Source organism: Frisingicoccus sp., assembly GCF_048388605.1.
In the GTDB taxonomy this organism is placed as follows: domain Bacteria; phylum Bacillota; class Clostridia; order Lachnospirales; family Lachnospiraceae; genus Frisingicoccus.
Genome location: NZ_DBGCTU010000017.1, coordinates 1 through 15,828 on the forward strand (window position 1 = coordinate 1; position 15,828 = coordinate 15,828).

Here is a 15,828-nt window from a genome sequence, read left to right on the forward strand (position 1 = left end):
GAGAAATAGAGATACCCTGAAGAATATGCAAGTGTTGTAATGCACGCATTTCTGCAGGGTATCTCTATTTCTCTTTTTAATGGGTAGAAATCGGCATTAGCCGATTTCCCCTTTTTTATCTTCGCTTTTAATGAACATTTTCCCGCATACTGCTTGTAATATAAGAGGGCACTTCTTCTTTCGGAATTCCCAGCACATAAGAGAACTCGTCGCAAATCATCTTTTCTGCCTCCTGAAGCATCCGTTCATCGGCCACATGAAGTTTTTTGCCCCGCTCCATAACCTTCTCTCTATGTTCCAACAGCATCTTGATCAACTGAATCAATTCAAATGTATCCGCCCGGCTGACCATATCTTTAAAATGCTCTTTTCTCTCCCTTTCGTCATCCATCCACGCTTCATGCTCTTTGGAAATTGAACGAATCTTTTCGTCAATCTCCTCCTTTGTCAGAACATACCGCATTTTTGACGTCAGCTTTTCATTTTTCAACGGAACAAACACCGTAGAATTCAAAGCATAAATAGGCTTTAAAATATAATACTCCACCATTCGGCCGCCGCAGTCTCTTTCATCAATGTCTACAACTTTGCAGACACCATTTGTTCCATACAATACCATATCATTTACCTGAAACATTCCGATTCACCTCTTTCTGTGGAAACACTCTCTGTTATTAGTATAACCCATTTTTCACAAAAATGTCATGGGCATTTTATACAAAGTTAACAACGGCAATGTTTGTATAGATTGAATAATTGACAATTTTACATGGTTTTTCTTCGTGATTATGCCTTTTAGCAACTTTTTCATCAAAAATCAAACACATAATCTCTTAAAAAGTGTATAATCTAACAAGCATAGAATATATTAGAAAGGACTGCAGATAAACAATGAATAAAACCTTTGAAAAATTAAATCCATGGCTTGAAAAGGCCTATGCCCTCAATTCCGCGCTCATTTTATTTGAGTGGGATAATGAAACCGAAGCGCCGGAACAGGCTTCCGAGCTGACAGCGAAAGCCATAGAAATACTTTCCACCGAATATTATAAGACAATCATTAATAGCGACGTCAAAAAACTGATAAAGCAGCTTTCCGAAGAAAAAAATCTGTCCGATAAAGAACAGGCCATTCTGAAAGATATAAAAAAACAGTATGACAGCATGGAACCCATACCGTCAGAAGAATATCAGGCCTATCAGGGCCTTGTTGCCAGAGCGCCGTCCATATGGGCCAAAGCCAAAGCGGCCGATGATTACTCCATGTTTGCTCCGACGTTGAAGGAGATCATCGATTATCAGAAAAAGTTTATCAAATACCGCCTGAAAGCCGGGAAAACCAAATTCAAACCTTACGATCTGCTTCTCAATGATTACGAAGAGGGCTTCACCATGAAGGAACTGGATGTCTTCTTTGAAACCCTGAAAAAAGAACTTGTTCCGCTGATTCAGGATATCGCCGCAAAAAAGGATAAAATATGCAAGGATTATAATTATAAAGCTTTTCCTGTGGAACTTCAAAAATCCTTTAACCGGAAGCTGGCAGAACATGTCGGTTTTGATTTCAAACGGGGCGTCATTAAAGAAAGTGTTCATCCTTTTACAACCAATCTGCACAATAAGGATGTCCGGATCACGACCGCCTATCACGAACATAATCTGGAAAGCGCCTTGTTCTCAACCATTCATGAGAGCGGTCATGCCATGTATGAAATGCATATAGCTGATGATCTGACGGCAACTCCGGCCGGCACCGGCACCTCCATGGGAATGCACGAGGGACAGTCCCGGCTTTTTGAAAATAATTTCGGCCGCAGCCGCGCCTTCTGGGTACCTCTGTTCCAGGAGCTGAAAGACACCTTCCCGGAGCAGTTGAGTGATGTCGATTTAGATACATTTATCCTCGGTATCAACAAATCCTCGCCAAGCCTCATCCGCACAGAAGCCGATGAGTTGACCTATTCTCTTCATATTCTTATTCGTTACGAAATTGAAAAAATGATTTTCGAAAAAGATGTGGATGTAGATAAACTTCCGGAAATATGGGCTGAAAAATATAAAGAATACTTAGGCGTGACCCCGGAAAAAGATTCCGAGGGAATCCTCCAGGATATCCACTGGGCCTGCGGAAACTTCGGTTATTTTCCGTCTTATGCCCTCGGCACAGCCATTGCCGCTCAGATTTACGCCCATTTAAAACAGGCCATTCCTTTAGATGACTATCTGGAAGCCGGAAACTTCCAGCCAATCAACGAATATCTGAAAGAACATATTCACCGATTCGGCAAAACAAAAACAACCAACGAGATTCTTAACGATATGATGGGTGAAGAATTCAACCCTCAATATTACGTGGACTACCTCAAAGAAAAATACGGTAATTTATATAGGGATTTATAAAACAGAATGTTCATGCCATGTAGAAAAAATATGTAAAAATTATTTATACTTGTATATCTTGTGTATTTTGGATTTTTATCTTTTGACAGTTGGCCGCCGTTAACGGCGGCCAACAATAAATGACTATATACAGATTTGAATTATAGATGATACTTTTCCAACATCTCACAGAGCAGCGCAGAATCCTGACCTAATTTTGAAATTTTCTCAGCATCCTCTGTACCGGCCATTTCATTGATCAGACTCAGCAGCCGTTCCTGCCCTTTAATTTCGCCTTCGCGCTCTGAATCTTTAAGAAGTTCTTCAAAGGTCATATAGCGTTCCTCCCATTCTCTGTTTTTCTTTAATTCCATTATCTTTTGATGTAGTGCGGAAACCTTACCGTCTTTTACATGTTCCACATATTCATCACTGCTGTTCTCCACATAATGTAAGAAATTCACCAGTTCTGATGAAACTTCATTATCATTTTCCCCTTTTGTGCTTAAAAAAATCTTTTTCGTCTCATCACCCAAAGGAAAGTTTCTCTCCAAACATCGTTCCTCAAAAGTATAGCGATATAATTTATGTTCAAAAGGGTCGAACGTGCAAATAAAAATAACATAGCCCGGTCTCAGCATTTCAAAATTCTCCCCGGGTTTCAATGCCATTACATCCATCTCTGCCTGATGATACCGGCTTCTTTTTGGTAATTTCCTTTTATCTTTATTCTGCATCTCCAAATTGTAGCCTATCTGCAATTCATCCGCCGCATAAACATCCAAACGAATACTGCGAAAATCAGAACTAAACAATAAACTATGTTCTACATGCACTTTTACATTTGTAATCTCTTGCCCTAAGACAATTTCAATAATCATTTTACAAATTTCCGCATCCGACATAGCTGCAGAAAAAAGAAATGCGTTTTTTAAATCTAAATCTTTAAACTTCTTATGTGCCATAAAACCTCCTTATATTACATGGCACATGAACATCCTGTCCAACTTCATTATACAAATCTTCTTATTTGAATACAAGACATATTACAATATATTTTTAAACCTCGTATTCCTCCCTCTCCACATACCAGGTTTTTCCATTATCTAAACAGTAAACGCCCAGTCGGCCGCCGAAAACGCAACCACAGTCCACCGCTATATGATGATTTTTTTCAAATATTCGTCCCCTCTGCGCTCCTTCCAACCATAAAGTCGGTCTATGGCCTGTCACCAGATAGCAATCGCCAAAATAAACCTTATTATAATCCGGGGATTTAAAAATCACCTCGGACAAATCGTAAGCGTCTAAAGGTTTTCCCGGAACAAAAGGCTCAAAACTGCCATGGACCAGCACGTAATTTTTCCCGCCTGTCTGCACTTCTTCATATAATGTAAATTCTTCCAGATAATCCATTATATCCTGCCGTTCATCCGAGGAAAGTTTCCGAAATTCTTCCACAGTTGTCTGGCCCCCGTTTAAAGACCAATTCATATAACTTGTTATATCATCGGCAGATAAATAGTTTTCCGTATTTGCTTCGGTGATCTCTGCCGCAAATTTTTTGAGCACCATCAATGCCATATATTCATGATTCCCGATAATCGGAAAGACATTCCGACGGAGCATCATATCCTGAAGCACCCTTATCGGCTCCGGCCCCCGGTCCACAACATCCCCAAGAACATATAATGTATCCTCTTCGCCAAAGTGAATCATTTTCAGTGCTTTTCGGTATTCTCTATAGCAGCCGTGAATATCGCTCATCACATAATACATAATCTCCGCCTCCCATGTTTCCTGATACTTCGGTGTCTATTCAAGACACCGAAGCTCACACCAGCCTTCCGGATTGATCGTTGCCAGCACTTCCTCAAATCCGGTGAAAAAGTAGACGCAATAGTCTTCTTTATTCCGGAAGAAGCGCACCGCACATTTCAACTCACTGATGCGTTTTCGGAACTCCGGATGAATCCCGCCTGCAAGCCGAAGAACCTGCTCTTCTTCCCTGAACTGCTTCTGACCCGGCAGTTCCTGATAGTGCAGGTATAAATGCTCCGCCTCGCAGGGATTTTTACACTGACAAGCCTTAAAATAGCTGCCAAGCATCATATAAACAACATAAGCCTTTGCCAACTGGATGCTGTAACGTTTTCCGTTATTTGCTGCGTTTTTCATAGTACCTACCTCCTGAATGTGTGTAAAATCTGAATATGTGTATCATTCCTAAACGCACAAAAGCGTTGTAAAAGGGCAGAAAGATAGTGTCATCTTTCATTCCATCTACAACGCTATTTTTTAATTTTATTCTGATACATAAACATCAGAAGATTTCTAGTTCTATTCTGATAGATTAACATCAGAAGATAAGCATCATTTATATTACACCGGATTTTCTATTTTGTCAATACAATGTTTTATAAATTTTCAATACAGTTTCCCGGTTGAGTTCCGTATAATTATTGGCCATCAGCCGTCCCTGTTTTTCTATAACGATATCCGTAAATTCTTCCAGTTCGTTTTCTTTGACGCCGTAGGCCCGCAGCGGCTGCTTCTGCAGAAGCTTATTCAGCAGGGTTTCCAAAGCTTCATACACCTGAGATTCCGGACATCCGAGACATTCGGCCAGCAGTCGGTTCAAATCCTGGATGGCTCCCACCGGCTGAAGTTTCTGATAGGTCTTATAAACTTCGGTAAACAGGGCATAGTTTGCCTCGCCATGAGGCACATGGTATCTGCCGCCCAATGGAAAACTCATGGCGTGGACTGCGGCACAGCCCGCATTGCTGAACGCAATTCCGGCATAATTGCCTGCCATAAGAAAGCCCTTCATATGGCTCAGCCGAGCGTCTTCACCCTTTGCCGCGATCTCCTTAAAACCGTTTAAGATCATGCGGATCGCTTCCGTTGAATACATCCGCGAAAACGGACTGGCCTTCGGGGATGTGAAGGATTCCACCGCATGAATGAGCGCATCGATGGAACTTGTTGCAAAGAAGCGGAATGGCAGTCCTTCCAGAAGTTCCGGAATAAGAACGGCTTCATTCGCTAAAAGCGCATCATCCGCCAAACCCAGTTTTGTATTTCTGGATTCCAGGATCAAAACACCGATATTGGTCACTTCACTGCCTGTACCGCAGGTTGTCGGCACAAGAATCAATTCTTTATCCCGAACCGGAGGAAACTTTTTATCATAAAGTTCCAGCACGGGCGTCATTTTTTCCAGGGCAAACAGCTTAGCCACATCCAAAATAGCGCCTCCGCCGACAGCGATCACGCGATGATATTTATAATCGCCCACCGCCTCATGCATTTTTTCAACCATCACGTCACTCGGCTCACCCTGGATATACTGGCGGTAATCCACAACCTTCGCCTCTCCGGTCAACCCTTCAAAATAACGTTTATAAGTGCCGCCGCTGACAAACATCAGATCCCCCTGTGACAGGTTTAATTGTCCGCAAAATTCTTTGACCGTGTCACACTGTTTAATCGTCGGCACGATACGAAATTCTTTCATTCAAATCGCCTCCCGGTTTAATGTACCACTTAAAGTATTTTTTGTAAATCCCTGATATCCTTCAGCAAAACATCGGCCATTCCGATTTCATCCCGCGAACCGAAACCGTAGGTGCAGCCCGCAGTATATATTTTATGGTACTGAGCAATCTCCATATCATGAAAACGGTCCCCGACCATCAGATATTCGGAAGGATATTTTTCTTTGATCGCATGAAATATTTCATATTTCGGTTTCTGCTCATAATCACCGCTGCAGTACATACCGTCAAAATAATTATACAGCCCGAAACATTCCGAATGTAGATCCATATAAGCATGCCTGCAATTGCTCAGATAGACCAAATAATAGCCTTTATCTTTGAGATACTGCAATGTCTCCAAAGCCCCGTCATAAAGAATAGCCTCTTTATTCCGGACTTTTTCAGTCATCAGGCGGCCGATCTCTCCGGCATAAAACATTTTTTTCTCCTGAGTAAAATCCGGCTGAAATTCATCCCACATTGCCTGAACGCTGTATCCAAGCCACTTTGTAATCTCTTCATCCCTGAATTTCCGCGCCGGGACATCGCCCGCAGCTTCCATTTCCCGATAAACCTGACGGAACACATCCGTATAAATTTTCGTACTATTGTGGAGTGTCCCATCATAGTCAAAAACAATCGTTTGAATATTTTCCATCGTCAGCCTCTTTTACATCTGGCGGAAAAGATTTGCCATCTCAATAGCGCTGAGGGCACAGTCATAACCCTTGTTTCCGGCCTTTGTTCCGGCACGTTCAATGGCCTGTTCAATATTATCCGTAGTGAGAACGCCAAACATTACCGGCAGGCCGTACTGCAGCGATACGGTGGCAACTCCTTTGGATACTTCAGCACACACATAATCATAATGGGATGTGGAACCCTTGATCACAGCGCCGAGGCAGATGATCGCATCATACTTTTTGCTCTGAGCCATTTTCTGGGCAGCCACAGGAATTTCAAATGCTCCCGGAACCCATGCTACTTCAATATCATCCTCATTCATGCCATGACGAACAAGGCCGTCGATTGCGCCGCTGAGTAATTTCGAACCGATAAATTCATTAAAACGAGCTACGATAATACCTACTTTTAATCCTTCTGCTACTAATCTTCCTTCAAATGTTTTCATTTTTATATCCTCCGTTTTATCTTATTTTTTATAATTTCTGTCTGTTTTACGATTTTACTTATATGTCAGCCAATGACCCATTTTTTCCTGTTTTGTCTTCAGATAGAAAGCATCGTCCTCGCCAAGCTCCATCTGAATCGGAACACGTTCCACAATTGAAAGACCGTATCCTTCAAGGCCATATACTTTTTCCGGATTATTTGTCATAAGGCGCATTTCTTTAATACCCAGATCCACCAGAATCTGTGTGCCGATCGTATAATCACGCATATCTGCCGGAAATCCCAGTTTGATATTCGCTTCGATAGTATCATAACCCTGATCCTGGAGCTCATAGGCACGAATCTTATTGATCAGGCCAATGCCCCGGCCCTCCTGACGCATATAGAGGAGTACGCCGCGGCCTTCTGCGGCAATCCGTCTCATCGCCGCGTCATACTGCTGTCCGCAGTCACAGCGCCGGGACCCCAGAGCATCACCGGTAAGGCACTCGGAATGTACACGGCAGAGAACCGGCTTTCCGTCCCATATATCCCCTTTAACCAAAGCAACATGATGTTCGCCATTTAACTTGTTAATATATCCATAGATATCAAAATATCCGTAGCGTGTCGGCATCTTTGCCTTTGCAACACATTCAACAAAGCTCTCATGGGTTTTACGATAATGCACCAAATCTTTCACTGTGCCTATTTTAAGATGATGCTCTTCCGCAAATTTCACCAAATCCGGTGTTCGGGCCATCATACCGTCCTCTTTCATGATTTCACAGCAAAGGCCCACCGGTTTCAATCCGGCGATTTTCATCAGATCAACCGTTGCCTCCGTATGACCGCGCCGCTCAATGACACCGCCGTCTCTCGCCAGCAGCGGGAACATATGCCCCGGCCGTCTGAAATCTTCCGGTTTCGCATCATCCGCTACCGTTTTCATCGCTGTGATAGAACGCTCATAGGCGGAGATACCTGTTGTCGTCTCCACATGATCAATGGACACTGTAAAAGCAGTTTCATGGTTATCTGTATTATGAACACACATCTGATGGAGTCCCAGTTTATCCACATATTCTCTGGCCATCGGCATGCAGATCAGCCCTCTGGCGTAGGCTGCCATAAAGTTTACATTTTCCAATGTGGCAAATTCTGCGGCACAAATGACATCGCCTTCGTTTTCTCTATCCTCATCATCAATAAGAACAATATTCTTTCCGGCTTTTAAATCATCGATGATTTCCTCAATAGTATTAAATTTAAATGTTTCGCTCATCCTTTTAGTCCTTCTTTCCTTGTTTAGTAAAATCGATCAGATAAAACCATATTTTCTCAAATAGTCTTCATCAATCGTTTTTTTCACAGGTTCCTTCACTTCCTCTGACCCCTTCAGAAGTTTCTCCACATACTTGCCGATCAGATCATTCTCCAGGTTTACCCGGTCGCCGACTTTCTTTTTCAGCAGTGTAGTTTCTTCTCCCGTATGAGGAATAATGGAAACCTTGAAAACTCTATGATCCACATAAGCCACCGTCAGACTGATGCCGTCAATGGTTATGGAACCCTTCTCTATAATATATTTTAAAATGTCCGGCGCCGCTTCAACGGTCACCCAAACCGCATTGTCTTCCCGTTCCAGCGATACGACTTTTCCCGTGCCGTCCACATGGCCGCTGACGATATGCCCGCCAAGTCGATCGCAAAGCCGAAGCGCCCGCTCCAGATTCACTTTATCCCCCGGCCTTAAATCGCCAAGGTTTGTCCGCCGAATGGATTCGGCCATGACATCCGCATCAAAGGTGCCTGAGCCGAGCTTTGTCACCGTGAGACATACGCCATTGGTACAAATACTGTCGCCGAGCTTCGTCCCCTCAAGCACCTTATCGGCGGCAACGGTTAAAACCGAAGACTTTGCACCGTGCTTTATGCCCTTCAGGACTCCCATCTCTTCAATAATCCCTGTAAACACCCTGCTCACCTGTCCTTCCTGATATATCCGGTAATCTTTATGTCATCGCCGATCGTTTCTGCTTTCCAGTCCGAGATGTGCCACGCTTTACTTAAAACGTGAATACCGCGGCCCTCAACCGGGGTCTTTGCGCCCTCGCCGCCAATCAGCATCGGTGCAATATAAAATTGAACCTTATCCACAATTCCGGCTTGCAGAGCGCCCTCTGTCAAACGGCCGCCGCCTTCCAGCAGAATACTGTCAATCTGCATTTCACCCAAACGGTCCATAAGAATATTCAGATCCACATGCCCATCCGAATTTGCTTCCACTTCAAGCACCTGCGCGCCGCAGGCTTCCAGCTTCTGTTTTTTCATCTTATCGCAATTCTTCAAAGTCGCCACAACCAACGGATATTCACCGGCAGAGCTTACCAGCCTGGAATCTTCCGGAATTATCAAATGGCTGTCCACAACAATCCGCACCGGCTGTTTTCCCCCCGGAATCCGGCAATTTAACATCGGGTCATCCGCAAGCACCGTACCGATGCCGACCATAATCCCCGTCAATTCATGCCGCAGCCGCTGAACCTCTTTCCTGGATGTCTCACAGGAAATCCACTGGGATTCTCCATCCGCCGTCGCAATTTTTCCATCCAGCGATATGGCCGCTTTCAAAACAACAAAAGGCCGTTTTGAAACGATATATTTCATAAACACTTCATTTAATGCAGCGGATCTCTCCGCCAGAATTCCGGTAACTGCCGGAATCCCCGCATTGCGGATCTTTTCAATCCCGCGGCCCGCCACAAGGGGATTCGGATCCAACGCACCGACAACCACCCGGCCGATTCCTTTTTCCACAATCTTATCCGCACATGGCGGTGTCTTGCCATAATGGGAACATGGCTCCAGCGTCACATACATGGTTGCCCCGGTCACATCTTCCCCGTTTTCCTCCGCATTTCTGAAAGCATTGACCTCCGCATGACCTTCTCCGGCCCGAATATGATAGCCTTCTCCGATCACCCGGCCGTCCCTGACGATCACCGCTCCCACCATTGGATTTGGCGTTGTCGTTCCCCGGCCTCTGGCTGCCAGCGAAAGCGCCCGTTCCATATACATTTCATCAATTTTTCTCTGTTCTTCCGGATAACTGCTTGTCATCTCCACATACGCCTTCTTTCTCCGGTATATTTTTTTTTAAAATATAAAAACCACATGCCGGTTTCAGGGCTGTGGTTCATTCTGCATAGACCATATTTTGTCCGCCCGGTTTTTCACATCCACATGCACCCATGGAAAGCTGAAAAAAGCTCTGGAATATATCATTCCAGAGCATAGCAAACAAAACTGTATCCATCATTCACTTCTTTCATCCAGACTATACTGTCGGCTTCGGAATTTCACCGAATCGGCCTTTCGGCTCGTGGGCTATACCACCGGTAGGGACTTGCACCCTGCCCTGAAGTTCTTATTCAATTTACGCTATCTATAATAATCCTTTTTATATATAATGTCAAGCCCTTTGCTGATAATCCAGTACCGCTGAAAGCTGTTCCATCTTTTCTTTGATTTCTTTACGGGTCATACTTTCAGATACACTCAGATCTCCAAAGACAGCGCCGTTCCGCCGTCCCCCATCCAGGAAAAAGCAATCCATGCTTGTACATTTGCGATAATCAATATTTGTATTTTTCGGAAGAATCATCCCGGTAATCGGTGTGATATGATATTGACCATCGACAATGCTCTCAATAAAGTCAAAATAGATAAACTTCATCTTCTCATTAAGATAAGCATACTGACGCTTATAGATACTGGAAACTTCGATAAAATCCGGCTGAGAAACAGCCATAAAGGACGGATAACTGCCTCGCCACCCATGGTCCGCAAAAACTTTCTGAAGCTTCTCCCGGATATAGGAACGGAAATTGATCATATCTCGGTTGCTCTCATATAACCCCTGCTGATCCCGCCCGCACTCTTCCAGAAGATGATTCAATGTCTTAAACAAAATATTCCCTTTGAGGGAGCGCATCGTATACAATAATTCCTGAACCAGTTCCCGATCATTACATTCCCGCTTCAAAAAATAATCCGCCAGACGTCTTAACCCCAGACTGGCAAAAAATTCCGCACCTCGATGCATTTTTGCCGAATCCAGCGTCCATTCCACCTGATCCGAATCATATAAAACCGTCGACTTGCCAAAACCGATTTTCGTTGTCGGCAATAAATAAAGATGAAAATAAGGGCGCAGGAACTCAAAAATCTGCAGGGCTTTCTGCTCATGAATGTTAAGATATTTTTCTCCCAGAACCTGTTTCTTCTGTTCAATAGCTTCCAATGTCTCATTCAAAAGATTCCATGGCAGTCCAACCGTATCCGCTTTTATTTTCAACATATGTACCTGATAATTCCAAAGACGCACACCGCCCCGCAGAGATGAAAAAGAAAACGCGCTTTCCTTCGGCGCCTGTCCCTCGCCGGAGGCCAGACGATTGATAAAGCTGAGTCGATACCGCCCATCTTCCAGGCGTTCGCCCCGCAGATTTTCCATAAAAATTTCTTTTGGATGACGCCCATCTTCAATGAGAACATCCTGAAACTCTGCAGTGATCGCAAACCCCTGACTCATCTGGACATTCACTGAAAAATTCCGATCCTTAATTTTATAAGGAATCTTCCGCTTTCCAACCAGCTCCCGATAAAAAGCCAACAGTACTCTCTGCTCTTCCGTATGAAATTGTTGAACGAACTGATGAAATTCTTCATCCACAAAGTCATAATTTGACATAAAAAGCCCCTTACTCTAAAATCTAGCTAACCTTTACTATTTTAGCACGACTGTTCAACGGATGCAATCATTCTTTATTCTCAAGCACAATCTTTCGCATCATTTCATCTTTCATCAACCGCTGCCAGATCTGAGCCACCGGAAGTCCGACCACATTGCTGTAATCTCCATGTATCTCCCGGATAAATACGGAACCGCGTCCCTGAATCGCATAACTCCCCGCCTTGTCCATCGGCTCCCCGGTTTGGACATATTCTCTCAGCTGTTCTTCATCCTCCGGATACATGACAACATCTGTCTTCTCATAAAACATCTGGGTCATATCCGCCGTCATCATACAAACGCCGGTATAAACCTGATGCGTCTTCCCCTGAAGAAACTGAAGCATCTTCAACGCATCCTCTTCATCCTTTGGTTTTCCCAAAATAATGTTATCCAGCGCCACAATGGTATCCGCGCCGATAACCAGCACATCCGGCTGATCCGCGCCGCCAACCTGCGCAAATATATCTCCGGCCTTATCCGCAGCCAATCCCATGACCACCTGGGCCGGACGATTTCCCCGCATATCTTCTTCTTTATGACTTGGCATAACTTCAAACTTTAATCCGATCTGTGTTAACAACTCCCGCCTTCTCGGAGATGCGGAAGCCAAAATAATTTTACTCATTTTTCACGCCTCCCGGATACAGTATACCCGGCAAAATAAATATTTTCAATATTTTTGTGACAGAATCATATCCCGCTTCACTTTCCCATCATCTCCGGCATATTGCTCCAATACATCTTCGGCATCATATTCATACGGCAGCGCGGATTTTCCCGCTCTTTAATTCCAATGGTCTCATAAAACTGCTTCCACCACTGTTCAAACTGCCGCTGACTGTCGGAAACATCGGAAATTGCTCCTTCATTCGGCGTCACATTTTCTGCGATCCACCAGCCTTTTCCGGCTTCATGAACGCAGACTTCATGCCGCCGTTCATCATAGATCATCCAGTTTTCCATCGGATATCTGTCCGCAAAATGTTCCGCTGCCAAAGGCAGCTGATGATGTTTCGGCGCAATTTTTGCAAAAAGTATACCGCTGCTCAACTCCTGAAAGCGGACAAAACCATAAAAATGATCCTTTTCCCTCATAACACCTCTTTCCAGTTTTAATATCCGCATAACCACCGGATCGGCAAGCTGTTCCGTCACCTTTCTGCCAATACGAAAACCCTTAACAAGGAAGTGATAAATTGTATCCGCCTTATCCATATGGCAGGACATCGCTGCATATTTTACCAAAAGCCAGGCATAGCCCGAAATTTTATGAATGACTGCATCGGCCACCCGCGCTGCTTTATCCACATCCGTCTCCACCGGAATAATCACGGCAAACAAGGAGGACTCCACATAGTCTCCCGCCGTTATCGTTTGATACTCATGCCCATAACGGCTCATATAAGCTGCATGGACAGCGGATAATATACCCTCCAGTGAATCTTCGCACATATAAATTCTCTGATTTTTCATACGACCGCCTCCCTCAGCGCCGGCAGAGGAATCTGCCACTGTCCCGCCTGATCATCATCAAACATGGAAAGCTGATGATAACCGGAAACAGACTCCCGCACCTCTCTCGGCAGCCGTTCATTCACAGACAGAAGATTTCGGGTGATCGAATCCTCATTAAAATTTATCCGATACATCATCTTCCCGGAACAGGTAATAAAATATACGGCACGCTTCAGAACAATTCCCATTCTTTTTAAATCGTTAAAATTCAATGTGGCATGCCGCCGGGCCTGACAGATTCTCCGCGCACCTGTCACCCCGACTCCCGGAACTCTCAGCAGCATCTCATAAGATGCCCTGTTAATCTCCACCGGAAACTGATCCAGATTCCGAAGGGCCCAGTCACATTTTGGGTCCAGCGCAATATTAAAGGAATCATGCTGCTCACTTAAAAGCTCATCAGCCCTGAACCCATAATACCGCAGCAGCCAATCCGCCTGATATAAACGATGTTCCCGCAAAAGGGGCGGCTTCGTATTCACTGCCGGAAGCAGATGATCTTCATTGACCGCCACATAAGCCGAGTAAAACACCCGGCGCAGGGCAAACTTTTTATATAAAGCTTCCGCCACCGAAATGATCTGATAATCACTCTCCGGCGTTGCTCCAACCATCACCTGAGTACTCTGTCCCGCAGGAACAAACTTCGGCGCATGATGATACACCATCAATTCTTCCTTATTTTGCAAAATTCCCTGCTGCACCTGGCGCAAAGGCTTCAGAATCATTTTTCGGTTTTTATTCGGCGCCAGCTTTTTCAGCCCCTCTGCCGTCGGCAGTTCCAGATTGCAGCTCATCCTGTCCGCATAAAATCCCGCCCGTCGAATCAATTCCTCATCGGCTCCCGGAATGGATTTCACATGAATATACCCGTAAAACTGATATTTTTCCCGCAAAAGCTGTAATGTTTCCAGCATCAGCTCCATCGTGTAATGGGGATTTTTTACCACGCCGGAACTCAGGAACAACCCCTCGATATAATTTCTGCGATAAAAACCCATCGTCAGCCGGCAGATTTCCTCCGGAGTAAATGTGGCCCGGGGCACATCATTACTCAATCGATTTTTGCAATAGGCGCAGTCATAAATACAGTCGTTGGATAAAAGTATCTTCAATAAAGAAATACACCGTCCATCGGAAGCAAAACTATGGCAGATTCCGCAGGCCCGGGAGTTTCCCATCCCGTTACCACCGTTTCTCCTGTCCACGCCCGAAGATGTACACGCCACATCATACTTGGCCGCATCCGCTAAAATTGTCAGTTTTTTCTGCATCATGTCCTCGGCTGCCAAAAATTCCATCTCTTTGCCTCCTCCTTATAGTTATTTCATATCGAATCTATATTATAAATCTATCCCTAAATTATTTTTTGATATCTTTTTCATTGCATCAGCAGTATTTAAAATTTCAAGTTGATACTCCGCAATATCTTTCAATATCTTAAAACGTTCTTCTTTTGTCTTGCCCTCACGAATCATCTGCGCATTATGAGTCTCAAGATTAGATAACACGGTCAATTCATTTACCGTCGCAAAATCCCGCATATTATTTTTATCCGCCAAATCCGGATTTACTTCCCGCCATGCTTTCGCTGTACACTGAAACACAGCTACGTTTAAAATATCCGCTTCTTCAGCATAGGCCAACCACTCTAAATCTTTACTAAAATTCCGTTTTGGAAGTATATATCGGCTTACTGCATGTGTTTGTATCAAATAATTATTTTTTGAAAGAAAACGCTTTGCATTCCATTCAATACATTCTTTACTGTTTTCCCATTCTTTCAGACGTTGAAATTCTTTAATTAAATATAATTTAAAAACAGGACTTATAGCCGAAGCAAATTCAAAAGCAATATCCTTATGTGCAAAAGTTCCGCCATATTTTCCTCGTTTCACAAATATACCTATTGCACTTGTCTTTTCTATCCATTCTGATGTGCTCAACACAAATGTGTGCAATCCCGATTGGATTTTAAAGTGGTCGAATTCGACCACTTTAAAATCCGGATTATACATTTGTTCCCAAGTCCCCAAAAATTCTAAAGTCATTCGGTTTCTCATCCAATTTTTAATAACATCAGATGCCTTCGATTGTTCTGACTTAGCCGCTGCCATGTCTGTTAAACTGATGTAATCGTCAAATTCTTTCGAAGTAACGGATATTGGAATATTTTGTACAATAATTCTATTACTTTTCTTCATAGCAAGTCCCCTTTTCCAGGAGATACCGCTTTACATTTCATACACATTTTTATTATATCATACATATGTTCTCTTTTCAAACATTTGTTCGATATTTTTTTATTTTCCACACGGAACATATATGGGACTGAATCATAGAATCTTTTCCTCCCATCACAAAAAGGGGCTGTCGGTTAATAGACAGTTCTAAACAGGGAGGTATGTGCCTCGTCCGAGTCACATACCTCCCTGAAATTTTTCTATAAAAAGAGAAAAAGATGGCTAACGACAACCA

At 43.8% G+C, this 15,828-nt stretch carries 17 protein-coding genes and 1 riboswitch; of the genes, 1 reads left to right on the top strand and 16 read right to left on the bottom strand.

Annotation, left to right across the window (positions count from 1 at the left end; genetic code table 11):
• Positions 1 to 127 precede the first annotated feature (127 nt).
• The gene (locus ACMN7X_RS03445) at positions 128 to 637 is read right to left on the bottom strand and encodes a CarD family transcriptional regulator (protein ID WP_418746105.1); all 510 of its coding nucleotides are present in this window, start codon (positions 635 to 637) and stop codon (positions 128 to 130) included.
• A gap of 254 nt (positions 638 to 891) precedes the next feature.
• On the opposite strand from ACMN7X_RS03445, the gene ACMN7X_RS03450 reads away from it, so the two are divergent.
• Positions 892 to 2,400, top strand: a complete 1,509-nt coding sequence (locus tag ACMN7X_RS03450; protein WP_418746106.1) for a carboxypeptidase M32 — start codon at positions 892 to 894, stop codon at positions 2,398 to 2,400.
• A gap of 140 nt (positions 2,401 to 2,540) precedes the next feature.
• Here the strand turns inward: ACMN7X_RS03450 and ACMN7X_RS03455 are convergent, their stop codons facing one another.
• The 15 genes from ACMN7X_RS03455 to ACMN7X_RS03525 form a co-directional block, all read right to left on the bottom strand.
• Positions 2,541 to 3,344, bottom strand: coding sequence for an Rpn family recombination-promoting nuclease/putative transposase (locus ACMN7X_RS03455; protein ID WP_418746107.1), 804 nt, complete (start codon positions 3,342 to 3,344; stop codon positions 2,541 to 2,543).
• A 94-nt stretch (positions 3,345 to 3,438) separates the two neighbouring features.
• The gene (locus tag ACMN7X_RS03460; protein ID WP_418746108.1) at positions 3,439 to 4,158 is read right to left on the bottom strand and encodes a metallophosphoesterase; all 720 of its coding nucleotides are present in this window, start codon (positions 4,156 to 4,158) and stop codon (positions 3,439 to 3,441) included.
• 36 nt (positions 4,159 to 4,194) lie between these two features.
• Positions 4,195 to 4,557 (bottom strand): hypothetical protein, encoded by a 363-nt coding sequence (locus ACMN7X_RS03465; protein WP_418746109.1) that lies wholly within the window; start codon positions 4,555 to 4,557, stop codon positions 4,195 to 4,197.
• A 226-nt stretch (positions 4,558 to 4,783) separates the two neighbouring features.
• Positions 4,784 to 5,899 (bottom strand): 4-hydroxybutyrate dehydrogenase, encoded by a 1,116-nt coding sequence (locus ACMN7X_RS03470; RefSeq protein WP_418746110.1) that lies wholly within the window; start codon positions 5,897 to 5,899, stop codon positions 4,784 to 4,786.
• A gap of 29 nt (positions 5,900 to 5,928) precedes the next feature.
• On the bottom strand, positions 5,929 to 6,579 hold the full coding sequence (locus ACMN7X_RS03475) for an HAD family hydrolase (RefSeq protein ID WP_418746111.1): 651 nt from the start codon (positions 6,577 to 6,579) through the stop codon (positions 5,929 to 5,931).
• Between the two features lie 12 nt (positions 6,580 to 6,591).
• On the bottom strand, positions 6,592 to 7,053 hold the full coding sequence (gene ribE, locus ACMN7X_RS03480; protein ID WP_418746112.1) for a 6,7-dimethyl-8-ribityllumazine synthase: 462 nt from the start codon (positions 7,051 to 7,053) through the stop codon (positions 6,592 to 6,594).
• Positions 7,054 to 7,107: 54 nt separating this feature from the next.
• On the bottom strand, positions 7,108 to 8,319 hold the full coding sequence (locus ACMN7X_RS03485; protein WP_418746113.1) for a bifunctional 3,4-dihydroxy-2-butanone-4-phosphate synthase/GTP cyclohydrolase II: 1,212 nt from the start codon (positions 8,317 to 8,319) through the stop codon (positions 7,108 to 7,110).
• 36 nt (positions 8,320 to 8,355) lie between these two features.
• Entirely contained in the window at positions 8,356 to 9,012 is a 657-nt protein-coding gene (locus ACMN7X_RS03490; RefSeq protein WP_418746121.1) for a riboflavin synthase, read from the bottom strand.
• 5 nt (positions 9,013 to 9,017) lie between these two features.
• Positions 9,018 to 10,157, bottom strand: a complete 1,140-nt coding sequence (ribD, locus tag ACMN7X_RS03495) for a bifunctional diaminohydroxyphosphoribosylaminopyrimidine deaminase/5-amino-6-(5-phosphoribosylamino)uracil reductase RibD (RefSeq protein ID WP_418746114.1) — start codon at positions 10,155 to 10,157, stop codon at positions 9,018 to 9,020.
• A 76-nt stretch (positions 10,158 to 10,233) separates the two neighbouring features.
• A complete protein-coding gene (locus ACMN7X_RS03500) occupies positions 10,234 to 10,356 on the bottom strand; it encodes a hypothetical protein (protein WP_418746115.1) in 123 nt (40 codons plus the stop codon).
• Positions 10,354 to 10,467, bottom strand: a riboswitch (FMN riboswitch). It overlaps the preceding gene by 3 nt.
• Positions 10,468 to 10,509: 42 nt before the next feature.
• Positions 10,510 to 11,790 (bottom strand): hypothetical protein, encoded by a 1,281-nt coding sequence (locus ACMN7X_RS03505; RefSeq protein WP_418746116.1) that lies wholly within the window; start codon positions 11,788 to 11,790, stop codon positions 10,510 to 10,512.
• Between the two features lie 67 nt (positions 11,791 to 11,857).
• Positions 11,858 to 12,460: a Maf family protein gene (locus ACMN7X_RS03510; protein ID WP_418746117.1), complete on the bottom strand. Its 603-nt coding sequence runs from the start codon at positions 12,458 to 12,460 to the stop codon at positions 11,858 to 11,860.
• Positions 12,461 to 12,537: 77 nt separating this feature from the next.
• Positions 12,538 to 13,308 (bottom strand): TIGR03915 family putative DNA repair protein, encoded by a 771-nt coding sequence (locus tag ACMN7X_RS03515; protein WP_418746118.1) that lies wholly within the window; start codon positions 13,306 to 13,308, stop codon positions 12,538 to 12,540.
• Positions 13,305 to 14,651, bottom strand: coding sequence for a putative DNA modification/repair radical SAM protein (locus ACMN7X_RS03520; protein WP_418746119.1), 1,347 nt, complete (start codon positions 14,649 to 14,651; stop codon positions 13,305 to 13,307). Before ACMN7X_RS03520 ends, ACMN7X_RS03515 begins: the two co-directional genes overlap by 4 nt.
• A 42-nt stretch (positions 14,652 to 14,693) precedes the next feature.
• Positions 14,694 to 15,554, bottom strand: coding sequence for a KilA-N domain-containing protein (locus tag ACMN7X_RS03525; protein ID WP_418746120.1), 861 nt, complete (start codon positions 15,552 to 15,554; stop codon positions 14,694 to 14,696).
• Between the last annotated feature and the right edge of the window lie 274 nt (positions 15,555 to 15,828).

What these genes read in the sequence shown, in the direction of transcription:
- ACMN7X_RS03445 (WP_418746105.1), bottom strand. Translation starts at nt 637, where the DNA reads ATGTTTCAGGTAAATGATATGGTATTGTATGGAACAAATGGTGTCTGC.
- ACMN7X_RS03450 (WP_418746106.1), top strand. Translation starts at nt 892, where the DNA reads ATGAATAAAACCTTTGAAAAATTAAATCCATGGCTTGAAAAGGCCTAT.
- ACMN7X_RS03455 (WP_418746107.1), bottom strand. Translation starts at nt 3,344, where the DNA reads ATGGCACATAAGAAGTTTAAAGATTTAGATTTAAAAAACGCATTTCTT.
- ACMN7X_RS03460 (WP_418746108.1), bottom strand. Translation starts at nt 4,158, where the DNA reads ATGTATTATGTGATGAGCGATATTCACGGCTGCTATAGAGAATACCGA.
- ACMN7X_RS03465 (WP_418746109.1), bottom strand. Translation starts at nt 4,557, where the DNA reads ATGAAAAACGCAGCAAATAACGGAAAACGTTACAGCATCCAGTTGGCA.
- ACMN7X_RS03470 (WP_418746110.1), bottom strand. Translation starts at nt 5,899, where the DNA reads ATGAAAGAATTTCGTATCGTGCCGACGATTAAACAGTGTGACACGGTC.
- ACMN7X_RS03475 (WP_418746111.1), bottom strand. Translation starts at nt 6,579, where the DNA reads ATGGAAAATATTCAAACGATTGTTTTTGACTATGATGGGACACTCCAC.
- ribE (WP_418746112.1), bottom strand. Translation starts at nt 7,053, where the DNA reads ATGAAAACATTTGAAGGAAGATTAGTAGCAGAAGGATTAAAAGTAGGT.
- ACMN7X_RS03485 (WP_418746113.1), bottom strand. Translation starts at nt 8,319, where the DNA reads ATGAGCGAAACATTTAAATTTAATACTATTGAGGAAATCATCGATGAT.
- ribD (WP_418746114.1), bottom strand. Translation starts at nt 10,157, where the DNA reads ATGACAAGCAGTTATCCGGAAGAACAGAGAAAAATTGATGAAATGTAT.
- ACMN7X_RS03500 (WP_418746115.1), bottom strand. Translation starts at nt 10,356, where the DNA reads ATGATGGATACAGTTTTGTTTGCTATGCTCTGGAATGATATATTCCAG.
- ACMN7X_RS03505 (WP_418746116.1), bottom strand. Translation starts at nt 11,790, where the DNA reads ATGTCAAATTATGACTTTGTGGATGAAGAATTTCATCAGTTCGTTCAA.
- ACMN7X_RS03510 (WP_418746117.1), bottom strand. Translation starts at nt 12,460, where the DNA reads ATGAGTAAAATTATTTTGGCTTCCGCATCTCCGAGAAGGCGGGAGTTG.
- ACMN7X_RS03515 (WP_418746118.1), bottom strand. Translation starts at nt 13,308, where the DNA reads ATGAAAAATCAGAGAATTTATATGTGCGAAGATTCACTGGAGGGTATA.
- ACMN7X_RS03520 (WP_418746119.1), bottom strand. Translation starts at nt 14,651, where the DNA reads ATGGAATTTTTGGCAGCCGAGGACATGATGCAGAAAAAACTGACAATT.
- ACMN7X_RS03525 (WP_418746120.1), bottom strand. Translation starts at nt 15,554, where the DNA reads ATGAAGAAAAGTAATAGAATTATTGTACAAAATATTCCAATATCCGTT.